Source organism: Bradyrhizobium lablabi (assembly GCF_018131005.1).
In the GTDB taxonomy this organism is placed as follows: Bacteria; Pseudomonadota; Alphaproteobacteria; order Rhizobiales; family Xanthobacteraceae; genus Bradyrhizobium; species Bradyrhizobium lablabi_D.
Map to the genome: position 1 here is coordinate 71,188 of NZ_JAFCJK010000001.1, position 15,182 is coordinate 86,369.

Sequence of the window (15,182 nt, forward strand, 5' to 3'; positions counted from 1 at the left end):
CTGGCGGGGAGAGGTCGGATCGTATCGCGAGATACGATCCGGGTGAGGGGGTACTGGTCCATCCACGCGCGCAACTCGTGGAGAGGACCCCTCACCCTACCCTCTCCCCGCGAAGAGCGGGGAGAGGGAGAGGAAGAGAATCGCAAGGAAGATGGGGCTCTGGCCTCTACTCCGTCACCGGCCTGTCGGAAATGTCCCAATCCTTGCCGTTGAAGATCGAGATGTAGAGCGTCTTCATCGGGGTGTAATCGTCGGGCGTGTAGCTGAAATTGACGCCGTCCAGGAAATAGGGCGAGTGATAACCCGCGAGCGTCGTCGCGTGCTTGAGCACATTGGCGCGGGTCAATTCGTCGCCGCAGCGGCGCAGGATTTCCGCCATCGAGACCACCTGGCCATAGCCGGCGAAGGCGATGGTGTTGTCGGGATCGACGTTGGGCAGATATTTCTTGCGCAACTCCTCGAACGCGAGCACGTCCGGGTCCTTCTCGAAGCGCGGCACGCCGACTTCCTTGGCGTAGCGGATCGCGACGATATCCTTGGCATTCTCGAAGCCGGCGGCGCTCAGGATCGAGCGGCCCGTCGAACCCGCCGACAGCAATTGCAGCGGCTTCCAGCCGAGCTCGACGACCTTGCGGATCGATTGCGACGTCGCCTTGCCGGTCGTGATGTTGTAGAACACATCCGCACCCGACTTCGAGAGATTGATGAGCTGGGAATCGATGGTCGGATCGGTGAGATCGTAGGTCTGCTCCATGATCACCTTCGCGGTGCCGCCCGCGTCGGCCAGCACCTTCTTGAAGGGACCCAGGAAGTCGCGGCCGAAATCGTCGTTCTGGTAGAGAATGCCGACCTTGGCGTTCGGCTTCACCGCGACGACGTGCTTGGCCAGGATGCGCGCTTCGGTCGGGTACAGCGGCAGGCCCGCCATCGTCCATTTGTAATTCTTCGGATCGTTCCACTTCGACGCGCCGGTGTTGAGCAGGAGCTGGGGCACGCCCTTGGAATTGAGATACTTATGCACGGCCGTCTGCGGCGCGGTGCCGAGCGAGCCGTAGAGCGCCAGCACCTCCTCCTGCTCGACCAGGCGGCGCGTCGCCTCGACGCATTTCGGCGCGCTGTACGCGTCGTCCATGGTGAGGAATTTCACCTTGCGCCCGTTGATGCCGCCCTTCTCGTTCACCATCTGGAAATAGGCCTCGCCGACGCGTCCGAGCACACCATAGAGCGAGCCCGGGCCGGAATGCGGCACGGTCTGGCCGAGCTTGATCTCGGTGTCGCTGGCGCCCGGATCGTATTTCTTTTCGGCCGCCCAGAGATAAGGCGCGGGCAAGGCAGATGCGGCAATGGCCGATAACGCGGTGGCGCCGAACTCGCGCCGGGTCTGCTTTCTCATTGTTTGCTCCCTCTCGCGCGATGACAAATGTCATCGCACGATCTATCGTTTTTGTTTGCGCTGATCCTTTCGGAAGACCGCTGTCCACCTCTCGGATCCGACGATGTGTCGATCTGACATTCAGTCCTGCGTGGAAGCAATATCGAATGAGAGACTTTGCGACGCAATGCCGCTATACGGCGCTCGCGTAGCGTCTAGACTCAAGTTTTGCCCGCCAATGACGCTTACTTTCTCCTTTTGTGGGAGCGTGTGATAAAGTCAGGGTTTGGTCGCGACCGCGACAAGCCCGGGTGCGGGAACATTGTCTTCGTTGCGGATTGAGAGCGCTTCGAGCCGGACCAAGGTCAGTCCGGCAGCCGCAACCGTGGTGCGGACATGAGCCGCGCTGTGCGCGTAGCGCAGCCCCTCGCCGAGGGTAACGCCCTCGCCGTCATGGGTCTCGGTCGTGAAGGCGAGCAGGCCGCCGGTGGCCAGCACCCGCCTTGCCTCGGCGAGTACCGGCGCGAGCTCGGCGACATAGACCATGGCATCCGCGGCGAGGATCAGCTCGGCGCTGGCGTCAGGCTTGCACCGAATGCCGCGCAGCATGTCGTCGACCTCGAGCTCGGCATAGAAGCCCGTTGCGCGCGCCTTCTCGACCATGCGCGGCGACAGATCGATGCCGACGAAGCGGTCGACGTTTTTCGAAAACGCCCCGGCCGCGAGCCCGGTGCCACAGCCGAGATCGATCGCGCGTTTGAAGAAGGCCGGCTTCTTCGCCGCGGATCGCACCGACAGCACCGCCTTGAACAAAAGCGCCGGACCGCGATAGCCGAGATCCCCGATGAGCGCGGCCTCGAATCGCGGCGCATATTGATCGAACAGTGTCTGCACGTAGGTCGGTGGCATCGGCGCGACCGCTTCGACGCCGAGCTTCATCAGGTGCAGGCTGGCGCCGTGGCGGTCCTCGGGGTCGGCGTCGCGCGCGGCTCGGAAAGCCGCGATCGCGGCCTCTCGCTGGCCCAGTTGGTCACGGATCTCGCCGAGGGTGAACCAGGCGGAGGTGAATTTCGGCGCGAGCTCGATTGCCTGTTCGAGCAGGTCGGAAGCCGCTGGCAGGTCACCCTTCAATCGCAGGTCGCGCGCGAACTCATAGCGGCGGTCGGCAGCGAGATCGCCGGAGGACAGGAACAGGCGTAGGGGCATTCTTTCTACACTCGATCGGAAGTTCATCTCTCCCCGGCGGGAGAGGTAAAAATCGCCGCAACACCTCCTATATAGCGAAGATGCGCCCGCAAGACATCCTGATGCCCGTTGCCGCCGGTTTATGCTGCAAGCCGGGCGGCTTCCATATCGACCCGGTGCGGCCGGTTGAGCGTGCGCTGATCACCCACGGCCATTCCGACCACGCCCGCGCGGGCCATGGTGCGGTCTTGGCCACGCGGGAAACGCTCGACATGATGCGGCTGCGCTACGGCGACGGTTTCGCGGGCTCAGTGCAGGCGGTGGCTTACGGGGAAGAGATCAGGCTCGGCGACGTCACGGCAAAATTCCATCCCGCCGGCCATGTGCTGGGCTCGGCGCAGATCGAGGTGGCGTGCAAGGGCATCCGCATCGTCGCGTCCGGCGATTACAAGGACGTGCGCGATCCGACCTGCGCGCCATTCGAGGTCGTGCCGTGCGACGTGTTCATCACCGAAGCGACCTTTGGGTTGCCGGTATTCCGCCACGGCGAGGCCGCCTCGGAGGTGAAGAAGCTGCTCGCGTCCGTCAGCCTGTTTCCGGAGCGCGCCCATCTGGTCGGCGCCTACTCGCTCGGCAAGGCGCAGCGCGTGATCGCGCTGCTTCGCGAAGCCGGCTACGATGCGCCGATCTACCTGCACGGCGCGATGGAGAAGATCACCTCTTACTATCAGGAGCGCGGCATTCCGCTCGGCGAACTCAGGGCCGCGCGCGGTATGAAGAAGGCCGATCTCGCCGGCACCATCACGCTGGCGCCGCCAAGCGCCACTTCCGACGTCTGGACCCGGCGTTTTCCCGATCCGGTCACCGCATTCGCCTCGGGATGGATGCGCGTGCGCGCCCGCGCCCGCCAGGGCGGCGTCGAGTTGCCGTTGGTAATCTCGGATCATGCCGACTGGGACGGGTTGACCGCGACGATTCAAGCGACCGGCGCTGGCGAGATCTGGGTCACGCACGGCCAGGAGGACGCGCTGGTGCATTGGTGCAGGACGAGAGGCCTCGCCGCGCAACCGCTCGACCTTGTCGGCTATGGCGATGAGGATGAATCCGAGACGACGCCGGCCGGCGAGGCCGGCGCATGAACCGCTTCGCCGAACTGCTCGACCGCCTCGCCTACGAGCCCGGCCGCAACAACAAGCTGAAACTGCTGGTCGCCTATTTCCGCAAGACCGAGGATCCCGATCGTGGCTATGCACTTGCCGCGCTAACCGGCGCACTATCGTTCAAGCACGCCAAGCCGGGCTTGATCCGCGACCTGATCACGGAACGAACCGATCCGGTGCTGTTTGGACTGTCCTACGACTATGTTGGCGATCTCTCCGAGACGGTGGCGCTGATGTGGCCGAAATCTTCCCCCTCTGCCGCAAGCGGGGGAGGTGAAGAAGGCCGCGCGTCCAGCCCCCACAATACCCCACCCTCGCCTACCCTCACCGACGTCGTCACAACGCTGCGTACGCTCGGCAAGACCGAGTTGCCTGCGCGGCTCGCGCGCTGGCTCGACGAGCTCGACGAGACCGGACGCTGGGCGCTGCTGAAACTCGTCACGGGCGCGATGCGGATCGGGATTTCGGCGCGGCTCGCCAAGACTGCGGCGGCCGCGCTCGGGAATAAGGACCCGCACGAGATCGAGCTGATGTGGCCCGGGCTGTCGCCGCCCTATCTCGAGCTGTTCGCCTGGCTGGAAGGCCGCAGTGACAAGCCCGTCAACCGCGACCCGACCCCGTTCCGCCCGGTGATGCTGGCGCATGCGATCGAGGACTCGGACTTTGCGGCTCTCGACGCCGCGGATTTCAGTGCGGAATGGAAGTGGGACGGCATCCGGGTGCAGGCGGTATCAGGCCGCGACGAGCGCGGCCACATTCAGGCGCGACTCTATTCACGCACCGGCGAGGACATCACGGCCAGCTTTCCCGACCTGGTGCCGTCGCTGCACCTGCCCGGCGCGATCGACGGCGAGCTCCTGGTGCTGCGCGGCGGCCGCGTGCAGACGTTCAATGTGCTGCAGCAGCGGCTGAACCGCAAAGTGGTGTCGCCGAAGCTGATCAAGGAGTTTCCGATCCACTTGCGCGCCTACGACCTGCTCGGCGACGACGAAGCCGATCTGCGCGAGTTGACATTCGTCGAGCGCCGCGCGCGGCTGGAGGCGTTCGTGCAAAAGCTGAACGATCCGCGCATCGACCTGTCGCCGACGATTCCATTCGCAAGCTGGGAGGAACTGGCCGCGGCCCGCGCCGATCCCAAGAGCGCCGGCGCGGGCGACGATGCCGACGCGGTCGAGGGCGTGATGCTGAAGCGGCGCGACGCGCCATATCTGCCGGGGCGCCCGAAAGGACCATGGTGGAAATGGAAGCGCGATCCGCACATCATCGATGCCGTGCTGATGTATGCGCAGCGCGGCCACGGCAAGCGCTCGTCCTACTACTCCGATTATACGTTCGGCGTCTGGGCTGCAGGCGAGGACGGCGAGCAGCTCGTCCCGGTCGGCAAAGCCTATTTCGGTTTCACCGACGAGGAGCTGCTGCAGATCGACCGCTTCGTCCGCCGCAACACCACCGAGAAGTTCGGCCCGGTGCGGCATGTCGTGCACGAGCCAGACCAGGGCCTGGTGCTGGAAGTCGCCTTCGAGGGTCTGCAGCGTTCGCCGCGTCACAAATCCGGCGTCGCGATGCGCTTTCCGCGCATCAACCGCCTGCGCTGGGACAAGCCGCCGCGCGAGGCCGACCGGCTCGAGACGCTTGAACGCCTGTTAATGACCATGACGGCGAATTAATTCCTTGCCCACATGGCAGCCATTGATTGCGTCGACCGGGTTCCCCATGTGCCCCGCCGTGACCTATAATGGCGACGATTCCGCGAGGAGCATGATCCGGACGAGCGTGCAGCGGTGTTCCGAAAGATCATGCTCAAACAGAGAGATGAGACCACGATGCAAAACGACGTCAGAGACTTGCCGGGCGGCAACGCTGACAGCCTGAACCGCTTTCTCGGCGGCTCGCCGCTGTCAGTGGCGTTTCGGCTGATCCTGTTGTCGATTCTGGTCGGCGTGGTGCTCGCCGCTGTTGGATTCGATCCGTGGAACATCCTTCACAGCATCCGCGTGCTGTTCCAGCGCATCTGGGATTTCGGCTTCGACGCGATCAACTGGGCCTGGCGCTACTTCCTGCTCGGCGCGGTGATCGTGATACCGGTCTGGTTCCTGTCGCGGCTATTCGGCGCCCCGCGCGGCCGCTGACATCTAGGAGAGACCACCGCCGATGCAACTGCGATTTGTCGGCTGCGGCGATGCGTTCGGCTCCGGCGGCCGATTCAATACCTGCTTCCACGTCACAGGCAAGCGCGTCAACTTCCTGATCGATTGCGGCGCGTCCTCGCTTGTCGCGATGAAGCGGTTCGAGATCGAGCGCGACGAGATCGACCTGATCCTGATCACGCATTTCCACGGCGATCATTTTGCCGGCCTTCCGTTCTTTCTCCTTGACGCACAATTCTCCCGCCGCACCAGGCCGCTGGTGATCGCGGGTCCGGCCGGCATCGAGACAAAGCTGCCGCAGGTGATGGAGGCGATGTTCGAGCATTCGTCGAAGACGAAACAGCGCTACGACCTCTCGGTGGTCGCACTCGCGCCCGAGGACGTCAGAAACTTCGGCGAGGTCACGGTGAGGGCCTACCCGGTCGTGCATGGCGAATCAGGCGGGCCCTTTCTCAGCTTCCGCATCGAGGCTGAAGGCCGCATCATCACTTACGGCGCGGACACCGAGTGGACGGATGCGCTGATCCCGGCTGCGCAGCACGCCGATCTCTTCATCGCGGAAGCCTATACCTACGATCGGATGGTCAAGAACCATCTCAGCCTGAAAACGCTGGAAGCACATCTGCCCGCCATCAACGCCAGGCGCGTCGTGCTCACCCATATGAGCGACGACATGCTCGGCCGCGTCGATGACCTGCCCTACACGATGGCTGAGGACGGCATGGTGGTCGTGTTCTGACCATGCACGCGCCGGTTCCTCCCGCGAAGATCACCACCCGCCGCGTGTTTGCCATCGCGGGCCCGGCCATGATCGCGAACCTGACCACGCCGCTGATCGGCATCGTCTCGACGGCCGCGATCGGGCGGCTGAGCGACGCCACAATGCTGGGCGGCGTGGCGATGGCCTCGTTCCTGTTCGACTGCCTGTTCTGGCTGTTCGCCTTTCTGCGCATGGGCACGCTCGCCTTCACCGCGCAGGCTATCGGCGCCGGCGAAACCGACCAACTGCGCCTGCATCTGGTGCGCGGGCTGGCATTGTCTGCCGTGATCGGCGTGGGGCTGATCGCGCTGCAGGCGCCGCTCGCCAGCATCCTGTTACGGGCCATGGGCGGCAGCGACGGCGTCACGGCCGCGGCACGCGCCTATTTCGGCATCCGCATCTGGTCGGCGCCGCTGGTGCTGGCAAACTACGTGCTGCTCGGCTGGCTGATCGGCCAGGCGCGCGCCGGACTCGCGCTTTCCGTGCAGATCGCGATCAACCTGATCAACATGGCCGCGACCACGGTGCTGGTGCTGTTCCTCGGCATGGGAATCACGGGCGCGGCGATCGCTGCCGTCATTGCGGAAGCCAGTGGGCTCGTTATCGGCGTGCTGATCGCAAGACGCCTTTCCAACGGAACGCTGTCGGTGCCGCGCGCGGCACTGCTCGACCGCGTCGCCCTGACGCGGATGCTCAACGTCAATCGCGACATCATGATCCGCACCGCAGCGCTGATCGCGGCTTTCCTGTTCTTCACCGCGCAAGGCGCGCGCGCCGGCGATGTCACGCTTGCCGCGAATGCCGTGCTGAACAATTTCCTGCTGGTCAGCGCCTTCTTCCTCGACGGACTTGCCAACGCTGCCGAGCAGCTCTGCGGCCAGACGCTCGGCGCGCGCGACCGCGCCGGGTTTGCCAGTGCGACGCGGCTCGTGGTCGCATGGGGTTCCGCGTTCTCATTCGTCGTCAGCATCAGCTTCGTGGTGTTCGGGCCGGCGCTCATCGACGTCATGACCACGAGCGACGCGGTCCGCGCCACGGCGCACAACTATCTCTGGTTCGTCGCGGCCTCGCCGCTATTGTCGGTGTTCGCGTTTGCCTTCGACGGCGTCTATATCGGCGCGACCTGGGCGCGTGACATGCGCAACCTCATGATTGCATCGCTCCTGATCTTCCTCGGCACCTGGTTCGCGCTGCGCTCGTTCGGCAACGCCGGATTATGGATGGCCCAGCTTGCACATTACGCCGCCCGAGGCGGATTGCAGGCGGCGCGATACCCGGCGCTGCTGCGGAAGTCGTTCGGAAAATGACGACCTTTGTTCCCCTTCTCCCCGCCTGCGGGGAGAAGGTCGGGATGAGGGGGAATCTCCGCGAGGACGGTGACCGTGGCACTCGCGGAAGCCCCCCTCACCCGAATTGCTTCGCAATTCGACCTCTCCCCGCACGCGGGGCGAGGTGACACAAGCATCACCGCACCGGCCAGTCCTCGGCCGTGATGGTCGCCGCATCCGCGCCGACGATTTCCGAAAGCGAGTCGCGGCCGGTGCGCAGCAAGGTCGAGGACAGATCGCGCTTGATGTCCTCGACCAATCCCAGACCCTTGTAGACCAGTGACGAATAAAGCTGGATCAGGCTGGCGCCGGCGCGGATCTTTGTCAGCGCGGCGCCGCCCGAGTCGATGCCGCCGACGCCGATCAGGGCAAACGCGCCTTCGACGCGCACATAGGTCTCCGCCACCATCCGCGTCGACAGGCGGAACAGCGGCCGGCCCGACAGGCCGCCCTGCTCCTTCGCGCGGTCCTGCTCGCGCAGCGTCGAAGGGCGCGAAAGCGTGGTGTTGGCGACGATCATGCCGTCAACCCGACGCGAGCGGGCGATGTGCACGACGTCGTCCAGCTCCGCAAGGCTCAAGTCCGGCGCGATTTTCAACAGTACAGGCGAATCGCCGGCGTTCCGACGCACCCGCTCGCGAGTGTCGATGACTCGTGCCAGGAGATCGTCGAGCGCGGCCGATTGCTGCAGGTTGCGCAGTCCCGGCGTGTTCGGGGACGAGACGTTGACGGTGAAGTAGCTTGCAACCGGCGCAAATGTTTCGATCAGCTTCACATAGTCGGCGACGCGGTCGGCCGAATCCTTGTTGGCCCCGACATTGACCCCGACGATGCCGCCGAGGCTGGCGCGCGAGGCGAGCCTCCGCAGCACAGCCTCCGCGCCGTCATTGTTGAAGCCCATGCGATTGATGACGGCCTCGTCGCGCTCGAGGCGAAACAGCCGCGGGCGCGGATTGCCGCTCTGCGGGCGCGGCGTCACCGAGCCGATCTCGACAAAGCCGAAGCCGAGCCTGAGCAGCGCGTCCGGCGCCTCGGCGCTCTTGTCAAAGCCGGCCGCCATGCCGATCGGGTTCGGGAAATTCAGCCCGAAGGCGCGCACCGCGAGTTTTGGATCGTCCGGCCGCGAACGGATCGGCGGCAGCAGTCTGAGGCCCTGGATTGCCATGCGATGGGCATCTTCCGGATCGAACCAGCGGAGCAGCGGCAGCGAGAAGGCGTCGAAAGCGCGGATCACGGCTTGAGCTCCGGAACGTCGTGGCCGCCATCGGAGCGTGCGCGCAGGGCGAGGATTTCGACGACCGCGCCGAGATCGAGCTCATCATAGAGATGCGGGAACAGCTCGTCGTTCCGCGACGGCTCCCAGCGCAGCGCGTCGCCGAGCGCCCCGGCATCGACTGCGACCAGGAACAGGCCGGTCTGCCCGAAAAAGTGCTTCCGCGCCGTTTCGGCGACCTGGGAGGCGGTGGAGAAGTGGATGAAGCCGTCGCGTCTGTCGTCCACACTGCCCCGGTAAACGCCCTGCCGCTCGGCTTCGCGCCAGGCCGAGGCGGGGGTGATTTTGTAGATCATAGGCACGTGCGGGCGGCCCCTCTTGTCCTTGAGTCTCTTGGGGTTTTGTCCGGATTGGCGGGATGGTCCCGTACGCCACCGGAAAGCGAGCGACCGTATCGGCGGCGGCGGCGCAACTCAAGCGGCACAGCGCGACAGGCTGGGCAGATTTGCGCAAACCACCCAATTCAGGTAATAATTCCTAGAAGATGATCGGCTCCGATCAGCCCGGAGGCGACCATCCGCGTCGCGAAGACGCTATCGAGCCGCAAGCGGATGCTTTTGATGGCCAAACAACCCAAAGCCCCCCGCCCTCTCACCCACGCCCAGGTCTGGACCGCACTCGACCGCCTCGCCGAACGGGCTGGCCTGTCACCCTCGGCGCTCGCCAAGCGGGCCGGACTTGATCCCACAACCTTCAACAAGTCGAAGCGGATCACCGGCGAAGGCCGCGAGCGCTGGCCATCGACCGAGTCGGTCTCCAAGGCACTGGCCGCTACCAATTCCACGATCGAGACGTTCGTGCAGCTGATGGGCGACGGCACCCGCGCCACCCAGTCGGTGCCGCTGATCGGCTTCGGCCAGGCCGCCGCCGGCGGTAATTTCGACGACAACGGCCTTCCCTCCGGCAAGGGCTGGGACGAGGTGGCGCTGCCCGCGACCCATGATGAACACGCCTATGCACTGGAGATCGAGGGCGACGCGATGAAGCCCGCCTATCGCGAGGGCGATATCATCGTGGTCTCGCCGGCGACGGCAATCCGCCGCGGCGACCGCGTGGTGGTGCGCACGACCGGCGGTGAGATGATGGTGAAGGAGCTGAAACGCCGCACTGCCAAGATGTTGGAACTCGCTCCGCTCAACCCGGCGCATGCCGACCGAACGCTTGATGCGGATGAGGTGGAGTGGATCGCGCGCATTGTATGGGCGAGCCAGTAGCGGTGAGCCAGCACATGTAGGATCGGCGGAGCGAAGCATGCCCACCCTGTCTTGCTCGGGATGGCGGGCAACGCTTCGCTGGTTTGGCTGGCCTTACGTCGCGTAATCCGGCTCCTTGCGGTCCAGCATCCGCTTCAGTGCGTCGAAATGGCGCTGCGCCGGCGTCGGGCCGTTGTAGAGATGGTCGTCGCGGTAATCGCGCTTGGTCTTTTCGACCACGGGCGCGGGAAGCTGCTTCAGCCTCTGCCCGGTCCACATCGCGTAGATCTGAACCTGCGCGGCGCGCTCGACATAATAGAGCATGTCGTAGGCGTCCGCGACGGTTTGACCGACCGTCGAGATGCCGTGATTGGCCATGAACAGCACCTTCTTGTCGCCGATGACTCCAGCCAACCGTGCACCTTCGGCGGGATCGAGCGCCGGCCCGGTGTATTCGTCGTCATAGGCGATGGCGCCGGAAAGGCCGACCTCGGTCTGGCCGATCTCCTTGATGCGGGGGTCCTCTAGCCGGGTCAGCGCGCTGGCGTAAGGCATGTGGGTATGAAACACGGCCTTGGCCTGCGGCAGCGCCTTGTGGATCGGCGCATGGATGCAATAGCAGGAACGCTCGACCTCGCCCTCGCCGCGCTTCACCTCGGCGTCGTCGATGCCGACCTCCATGAAGGACGACGCCGTGACCTCCGACCAATGCATTCCGAACGGGATCTGGTAGTAGCGGTCGGTACGACCGGGCACCACGAAGGTGAGATGGTTGAAGATGCCTTCCGAAAAGCCATGGGTGAAGGCGAGCCGATGGGCCGCCGCCAGATCGACCCGCGCCTGCCATTCCTCGGCGCTGCTGCTGTCCTGCAGCGATTTCGGCGAAACCCTGAACTGCATGTGCGTGCTCCCATATGCGCCGGCCTTGGGTGGGCCGGGCTGTTTTGTGGCAGCGAGTGTAACGCAATCCGGAGCGACCTCGGCTGAAATTGCCGAGGATCAGCCATCCGAATTTTGCGGCTCAGTGTCACATACTGCGTCCCGGCCAACGCCGGGACGGCTGATCAGGCCGACCGCGCCAACGCGCCGTCGATCATGTTCACGGCGTTCTGCACGCCGTAGACCGCGACGAAGGAGCCGAAGCGTGGGCCCTTCTCCTGGCCGAGCAGGACCTGGTAGAGCATGTTGAACCAATCGAGCGACACACCGGGACGGCCGTCCTTGCCCTTCTTGTTGATGTCGAGGAACGGCTCGCGGCGGCCGATCTCGTAGACGACGTTCTGGATGTCTTCCGCGGTCGCGCCTGCCGGCATGTTGGACAGCGCATCGCGCAGATCCTGCAGCGCGGCGCGATCGCGCTCGGTCGGCTCGCGGAATTGCTTTGTGGGGGCCACGAAATCTCGATAGTAGTTGATGGCGTAGCCGACCATCGCATCCAACTTTGGATGTGTCTGCGGCGTCACCCCCGGACGATAGCGGCCGATGAAGCCCCACAGCGTCTCGGCATTCTCCGCATTCGACGACGACACCAGCGTCAGGAGCAGCTGGAAGGTGACGGGCATGTCGACCCGCGGCGGCTTGCCGGAATGGATATGCCAGACCGGATTCTGCAGTTGCTGACGCGCCTCCTGCTTCGGGAAGCCGTCGACAAACTGCTGGTAGTCGTCGACATTGCGCGGGATGACGTCGAAGTAGAGCCGTTTGGCCGCCTTGGGCTCGCGATACATGAACAGCGACAGCGACTCCGGCGAGGCGTAGCGCAGCCATTCCTCGATCGTCAGGCCATTGCCCTTTGACTTCGAGATCTTCTGTCCCTTTTCGTCGAGGAATAGTTCGTAGTTGAAGCCCTCGGGCGGCGTGCCGCCGAGCGCCGAGCAGATCTTGCCCGACAGCTTGACCGAGTCGATCAAATCCTTGCCGGCCATTTCATAGTCGACGCCGAGCGCGACCCAGCGCATCGCCCAATCCGGCTTCCATTGCAGCTTGCAGCGGCCGCCGGTGACCGGAACGGTCACGCTCTCCTTCGTCTCCGGATCGTCATAGGAGATGGTGCCGGCCCTGGCGTCGTGTGCCGTCACCGGCACGTAGAGCACGAGGCCGCTGCGCGGACAGATCGGCAGGAACGGTGAGTAGCTCGCCGCGCGCTCCTCGCGCAGCGACGGCAGCATGATCGCCATCACCTTTTCGATCCGCTCGAGCATGCGCAGCAGCGCCGCGTCGAACCTGCCCGAGGTGTAATACTCGGTTGAGCTCGCGAATTCATAGTCGAAGCCGAATTGGTCGAGGAAGGCGCGCAGCCGCGCATTGTTGTGCTGGCCAAAGCTCGGATGGGTGCCGAACGGATCGGGCACCTTGGTCAGCGGCTTGCCGAGGTGCTTCTCCAGCAGTTCCTTGTTCGGCACATTGTCGGGCACCTTGCGCAGGCCGTCCATGTCGTCGGAGAACGCCAAGAGACGCGTCTTGATCTTGTCCTCGGTCAGCACGCGGAAGGCATAACGTACCATGGTGGTGCGCGCGACCTCGCCGAAGGTGCCGATATGCGGCAATCCCGACGGGCCGTAGCCGGTCTCGAACAGCACCTCGTCCTTCGGATTTTTCTTGAGCCGCGCAACGATCGCTTTCGCCTGCTCGAATGGCCAGGCGTTGGATTGTTCGGCGAGCGCACGCAAATCGCCAGGGCTGGCGGCAAGATCAATCACAGACATCGTTCGGCTGTCTCCAAGGCCGCGGAAACTAGCGTTTTTGCGGCAAAATGCAAAACTTGCTCTCCCTCTCCCCGCTCTTTCGCGGAGAGGGTCGGGGTGAGGGGCTCGATCCGCATCAATGGCAAGAGACGGATTCGCGGAGGCACCCTCACCCGAAATTCAAGCTGCGCCTGAATTTCGACCTCTCCCCGCAGGCGGGGGCGAGGTGAAGAACGCTCCGTCAGAACGGGCTGACCGAAAAATAGCGCAGCCACAGGTCTGTGAAGCGGCCCTTTTCCCAGATCCGGAACAGCGCCCAGTTCAGCGACTGCCGCAGCAGGTCGTTGCCCTTGCGCACGGCGATCCCGATGCCCTCGCCGAAATAGCGGCTCTCGACGAAGGGGCCGCCGGAGAAGGCACAGCATTCGGCCGAGTCGGTGCCGTTGATCCAGAACGCCAGGGAGATTGCGTCGCCGAAGATGAAATCGACCTCGCCACGGCGCAATGCCGCGCGCAGCGCGTCGTCATTGGCATAGGACTTGATCTCGGCGTCGGTGAACATCGCTTTCAGATAGGCTTCGTGCGAGGTGCCGGCGATGACGCCGACTTTCTTGCCCTCGAGATATTCGGGGCGGACCTCCGGCATCACGGCGTCGCGACGCGACACGAACCGCGCCGGCGCGCGGTAATAGGGGTCGGTGAAGTCAACCTTGGTACGGAGCTGCGGCGTTACCGCAAGCGACGCGATGATGGCGTCGCCGCGATTGGTCGCGAGCGCATCGACCAGCGTCTCGAAGCGGCGCATCTGGATCGTACAGGTAACCTTGATTTCGTCGCAGAGCGACCGCGCCAGATCGACGTTGAAGCCGGCCGGGCTGCCATCGGGCCCGGTGAAGTTGAACGGCGGATAGTCGGTCTCGGTGAGGAAGCGGATCACGGTGAGGCGCGACAGGTCGGGCCGGTCCGGCCGCCGCCGCGGGTCCCAGAAGCCGGGCACCGCCTGGGGAGCGGCCTCGACCGGCTTCGGCGTCGCGGCCGGCGCTGGCGAGGTCTGTGCCGGAGGCGTTTGCGCTGTCGCGGCCCCCGCCGGGACCAGGACCGCGGCCACCATCAGCCACGCCGCCAAAACGGCGACTGGGCGCGACAGGACAGCAAGGGGCTCGGTGGTCAAAATTGGCATAACCGGCGATTTCGAGGGAATTGGACGGCGTTATAGACCATCCGGCGTGCGATGCGAGCGCCGTTTGGGCTGATCTGACTGGGAAAAGGGCGGTCAGAGATACCGTTTCAAATCCGCCGCCGCTTCCTCGGGCGACCGTTTAAGGTTGAACGGCGAGACAAAACGGCCGTCGCGATCCATCAGATAGATCAGGGCGGTGTGGTCCATCGTGTAGTCGCCATCCTTCAACGGCACCTTCTTCGCGTAGACGCGGTAGGCCGAGAGCACCTTGGCGACATCAGCGGGGTTGCCGGTGAGGCCCTTGAGGTGCGGATCGAAGCTCGCAAGGTAGTCCTTCATCGCAGCCGCAGTGTCGCGCTCAGGGTCGACGGACACGAAATAAGCGTTGACGCGGTTGGCGTCTTTGCCCATCGCCTTCAGCACTTCCGATATCTCGAACAACGAAGTCGGGCAGACGTCCGGACAATGGGTGAAGCCGAAGAAGATCAGCGTCGGCTTGCCCTTCAGGTTCTGGTCGGTGACGACCTGCCCGGCCTGGTCGGTAAGCTGGAAGGGACCGCCGATCGCAGCGGGTGCGGTGACGGTGCGCAGTCCCCCGAGCGCCCACAGCATCACGAGCAGTCCGACCGCGAGGCTGCCGGCGAAGGCGGCGAAGATCACCAGCGGGCGAGTGGTCCGGGGCATTTTCCAGAGTTCCTTAACCGGTCAGAAGCAGGCGGAAACGCCAGCGGTGATCGTCTCAAAGAACACCGCGGTCCCGTAATGGAACCAGAGCGCCACGGCAGCAAGCAGCGCAAGCCCGCCAACGCCGGCCGCACCCCAAATCAACACAGACGCTGCTCTGCCCTGCGCGGGGACGGCGGCGAGGTGAGGCTGGGTGGAGATCGGCCGGGCCATGCA

The 15,182-nt window shown here is 64.6% G+C and carries 14 protein-coding genes; 6 read left to right on the forward strand and 8 right to left on the reverse strand.

Going from position 1 to position 15,182, the window contains the following annotated elements:
- Positions 1 to 166 precede the first annotated feature (166 nt).
- Both JQ553_RS00330 and JQ553_RS00335 read right to left on the reverse strand, forming a co-directional pair.
- Complete coding sequence (locus JQ553_RS00330; RefSeq protein WP_212497897.1) at positions 167 to 1,393, reverse strand: ABC transporter substrate-binding protein; 1,227 nt, start codon at positions 1,391 to 1,393, stop codon at positions 167 to 169.
- 258 nt (positions 1,394 to 1,651) lie between these two features.
- Positions 1,652 to 2,578 (reverse strand): methyltransferase domain-containing protein, encoded by a 927-nt coding sequence (locus tag JQ553_RS00335; protein WP_212497898.1) that lies wholly within the window; start codon positions 2,576 to 2,578, stop codon positions 1,652 to 1,654.
- Between the two features lie 80 nt (positions 2,579 to 2,658).
- Here JQ553_RS00335 and JQ553_RS00340 point away from each other — a divergent pair, with 80 nt between their 5' ends.
- The 5 genes from JQ553_RS00340 (at position 2,659) to JQ553_RS00360 (ending at position 7,931) form a co-directional block, all read left to right on the forward strand.
- Positions 2,659 to 3,696 (forward strand): ligase-associated DNA damage response exonuclease, encoded by a 1,038-nt coding sequence (locus JQ553_RS00340; RefSeq protein WP_212497899.1) that lies wholly within the window; start codon positions 2,659 to 2,661, stop codon positions 3,694 to 3,696.
- Entirely contained in the window at positions 3,693 to 5,384 is a 1,692-nt protein-coding gene (locus JQ553_RS00345; RefSeq protein ID WP_212497900.1) for a cisplatin damage response ATP-dependent DNA ligase, read from the forward strand. The genes JQ553_RS00340 and JQ553_RS00345 overlap by 4 nt, the downstream gene beginning before the upstream one ends.
- Positions 5,385 to 5,540: 156 nt before the next feature.
- Positions 5,541 to 5,846, forward strand: a complete 306-nt coding sequence (locus JQ553_RS00350; RefSeq protein ID WP_212497901.1) for a DUF6460 domain-containing protein — start codon at positions 5,541 to 5,543, stop codon at positions 5,844 to 5,846.
- A gap of 22 nt (positions 5,847 to 5,868) precedes the next feature.
- The gene (locus tag JQ553_RS00355; protein WP_212497902.1) at positions 5,869 to 6,603 is read left to right on the forward strand and encodes an MBL fold metallo-hydrolase; all 735 of its coding nucleotides are present in this window, start codon (positions 5,869 to 5,871) and stop codon (positions 6,601 to 6,603) included.
- Positions 6,604 to 6,605: 2 nt separating this feature from the next.
- On the forward strand, positions 6,606 to 7,931 hold the full coding sequence (locus JQ553_RS00360) for an MATE family efflux transporter (RefSeq protein WP_212497903.1): 1,326 nt from the start codon (positions 6,606 to 6,608) through the stop codon (positions 7,929 to 7,931).
- A gap of 157 nt (positions 7,932 to 8,088) precedes the next feature.
- Here the strand turns inward: JQ553_RS00360 and JQ553_RS00365 are convergent, their stop codons facing one another.
- Positions 8,089 to 9,186: a quinone-dependent dihydroorotate dehydrogenase gene (locus JQ553_RS00365; RefSeq protein ID WP_212497904.1), complete on the reverse strand. Its 1,098-nt coding sequence runs from the start codon at positions 9,184 to 9,186 to the stop codon at positions 8,089 to 8,091.
- A complete protein-coding gene (locus JQ553_RS00370; protein ID WP_212497905.1) occupies positions 9,183 to 9,527 on the reverse strand; it encodes a DUF952 domain-containing protein in 345 nt (114 codons plus the stop codon). The genes JQ553_RS00365 and JQ553_RS00370 overlap by 4 nt, the downstream gene beginning before the upstream one ends.
- Positions 9,528 to 9,785: 258 nt before the next feature.
- Here JQ553_RS00370 and JQ553_RS00375 point away from each other — a divergent pair, with 258 nt between their 5' ends.
- Positions 9,786 to 10,439, forward strand: coding sequence for a helix-turn-helix transcriptional regulator (locus tag JQ553_RS00375; RefSeq protein ID WP_212497906.1), 654 nt, complete (start codon positions 9,786 to 9,788; stop codon positions 10,437 to 10,439).
- A gap of 93 nt (positions 10,440 to 10,532) precedes the next feature.
- Here the strand turns inward: JQ553_RS00375 and JQ553_RS00380 are convergent, their stop codons facing one another.
- From JQ553_RS00380 to JQ553_RS00395, 4 genes are all read right to left on the reverse strand, one after another.
- Entirely contained in the window at positions 10,533 to 11,318 is a 786-nt protein-coding gene (locus tag JQ553_RS00380) for a class II aldolase/adducin family protein (protein ID WP_212497907.1), read from the reverse strand.
- Between the two features lie 164 nt (positions 11,319 to 11,482).
- Positions 11,483 to 13,123 carry a lysine--tRNA ligase gene (locus JQ553_RS00385; RefSeq protein WP_212497908.1) on the reverse strand — a complete coding sequence of 547 codons (1,641 nt, stop codon included), beginning with the start codon at positions 13,121 to 13,123 and terminating at the stop codon, positions 11,483 to 11,485.
- Positions 13,124 to 13,343: 220 nt separating this feature from the next.
- Positions 13,344 to 14,213 carry a transporter substrate-binding domain-containing protein gene (locus JQ553_RS00390; RefSeq protein ID WP_249143869.1) on the reverse strand — a complete coding sequence of 290 codons (870 nt, stop codon included), beginning with the start codon at positions 14,211 to 14,213 and terminating at the stop codon, positions 13,344 to 13,346.
- A 162-nt stretch (positions 14,214 to 14,375) separates the two neighbouring features.
- Positions 14,376 to 14,966: an SCO family protein gene (locus JQ553_RS00395; RefSeq protein ID WP_212497910.1), complete on the reverse strand. Its 591-nt coding sequence runs from the start codon at positions 14,964 to 14,966 to the stop codon at positions 14,376 to 14,378.
- Positions 14,967 to 15,182 lie beyond the last annotated feature (216 nt).